Origin of the sequence: Gordonia sp. 852002-50395_SCH5434458 (assembly GCF_001665905.1) — a bacterium.
Taxonomy (GTDB): domain Bacteria; phylum Actinomycetota; class Actinomycetes; order Mycobacteriales; family Mycobacteriaceae; genus Gordonia; species Gordonia jacobaea.
The window spans coordinates 1-1,934 of the sequence record NZ_LZTC01000007.1 but is presented as its reverse complement, the minus strand read 5'-3'; the positions used below and the strand labels follow the sequence as shown (position 1 = coordinate 1,934).

The 1,934-nt window shown below is 61.0% G+C and carries 1 protein-coding gene; it reads left to right on the top strand.

Annotated features, from left to right (window positions below; genetic code table 11):
- Window positions 1–823 precede the first annotated feature (823 nt).
- The gene (locus A5785_RS00925; RefSeq protein WP_082946507.1) at window positions 824–1,873 is read left to right on the top strand and encodes a DUF4365 domain-containing protein; all 1,050 of its coding nucleotides are present in this window, start codon (window positions 824–826) and stop codon (window positions 1,871–1,873) included.
- Window positions 1,874–1,934 lie beyond the last annotated feature (61 nt).

Below are 1,934 nucleotides of genomic sequence, written 5' to 3'. Positions count from 1 at the left end.
CCCACCTCACCTAGACCGCAACAGCAAGCACACAAAAATCAGGAGTCACGTTCTTACACAAACATCTTGACAAGCTCACCACCGACCCGCGCCGCGGTGACGCCGCCTTTGATCAATCCGCCTTCGAGGCCGCTTCCACTCACTAGGACAGCGTGCCAGCCGATCACCGCGCACCTCGGATATACGACCGCCGCGTGTCACCGGGGAGGACTCGCACGGCGTACAGTCCGTGGCCGACAGAGCGACCAAGTTACTTCTTGTCCCTCGGGTACCGTCCACATTCGCGCAGATGCTTTGGCTGGGTGGGGCCGGTTGGAGTTCGAAGAGCAGCTGGACGCCCACCAGGATGGTCGGCTTGCTCACGGCCACTCCCGACGATGCCATCGGGCCGAGATCGACATGTATGGCCCGCTGGTTGGCGCCGCCCGTTTCACCCAGCTACCCACTCGCAGAGGTCGGCCGCGATCCTGCAGCCGCACGTTCTGGGCCGAATCATTCTCATTCTGAACCAGTACTTGCACTGCCCTCCAGGTGAATCTACCGGTCAGAAATGCTGCTGGTGCAAATCGTTGCGCAACTGGTTCATCTTCCCTGCATCTCGACAACACAGGTGACGTGGACCGAGGGCTTTCCCGCGTCGATGAGGACAGTGCACTTGAATGGTTGGCGTGGCCGCGCCTTACGCGGTCGCTCGGTTTGCCGTTGGGTGAGCGTTGTGAGGTTCGGTGTGGGGTCTATCCCCATTGCGTCGAGACGTGAAGATCGTCGACGGGCTCCCGGGATGACAACTCATCGCTAGAAGACAACCTGAACGGGAGGTGCGATGCGGGCGAGTAGCCGGGGACAGACGGGAGCTGTAGGTCAAACTGCAGTCACCGGGCAGTTCGAGAAGTTGGGATGGGGGGTTGCTCCCAACCCGACGCAGCATGATCTAGGTACGGATTTGTGGCTTCAAGCTCGTGATGACCGCGGGTTCGATCTGGGTGCTCTCGTGGGCGCACAAGTGAAGTCGGGGCCGTCGTGGTTCCAGCATCCGTCGAGCGGTAGGGATGGTTTGCCGCCGGGTTGGTGGTTCCGGGATTCGGACGACCGGCATGCCCAGTATTGGACCAACCACCGGGTGCCTCATCTGCTCGTTCTGCACGACACCGACTGCGACCGGTCTTATTGGGTTCATGTGACAGCGGATGCCATCATCTCGACGGGCAATGGCGTGAAAATCCATGTTCCCGAATCGAATACGGTTGACGCGGGACATTACGACGATCTTGTACGCGTCGCTGTGGGTAACCGCGAGGGTTACCAATGGGAAGGGAGTGCCTGGCGCGGAGGCGCTACGGTGTCGCGGTCAGATCGACTCCGTTACGCACTGCTCACACCCCGATTGATCGCTCCGCATCCAAATCTTTCCGTCAGTGAGCTCAGCCCCGAATCAGCCTTGGCGTTGCTGGTCAAAATGCGGCTCCACGATCTCGATTCCACCAATCCGCGCGAGACCAAGGTTCCGTCCATAGAGGAAGCACAGTCCTCGGATGAGTGGGCATGGCAACTGTATGCGGCCACGTACGGCGTGGTTGTCGATGGCGATGGTACGGAGGCCTTGTCGCTTCTGATTGATACGGCTGGCTCTCCGTTCGAGCGGGCCGCCGCGGCGTCGATCGCTTGCGCGTTGCTCGTCGAACGAGGCGAGCCGGACCGAGCCCTGGAGCTGGCGTCGCAGGTGGTAGAGGGTGACGATTGTGAGCCGGCCGATCATGCCTGGCTGCTGACTCATATCGCGCGATGCTTCGCCGAACTCGGTCGATTCGAGGAGGCATCCGAAAAGGCACTGAAGGTGCAGAGCATGCAGGGTTTGCCGGCTCTTCGAAGTTAGCCGGGCACTGCTCAGCAGTGGAATTGCTGGTTGTTGGCCCGCTGGGCGCGGGTGCAGTGGA

What these genes read in the sequence shown, in the direction of transcription:
- A5785_RS00925 (WP_082946507.1), top strand. Translation starts at nt 824, where the DNA reads ATGCGGGCGAGTAGCCGGGGACAGACGGGAGCTGTAGGTCAAACTGCA.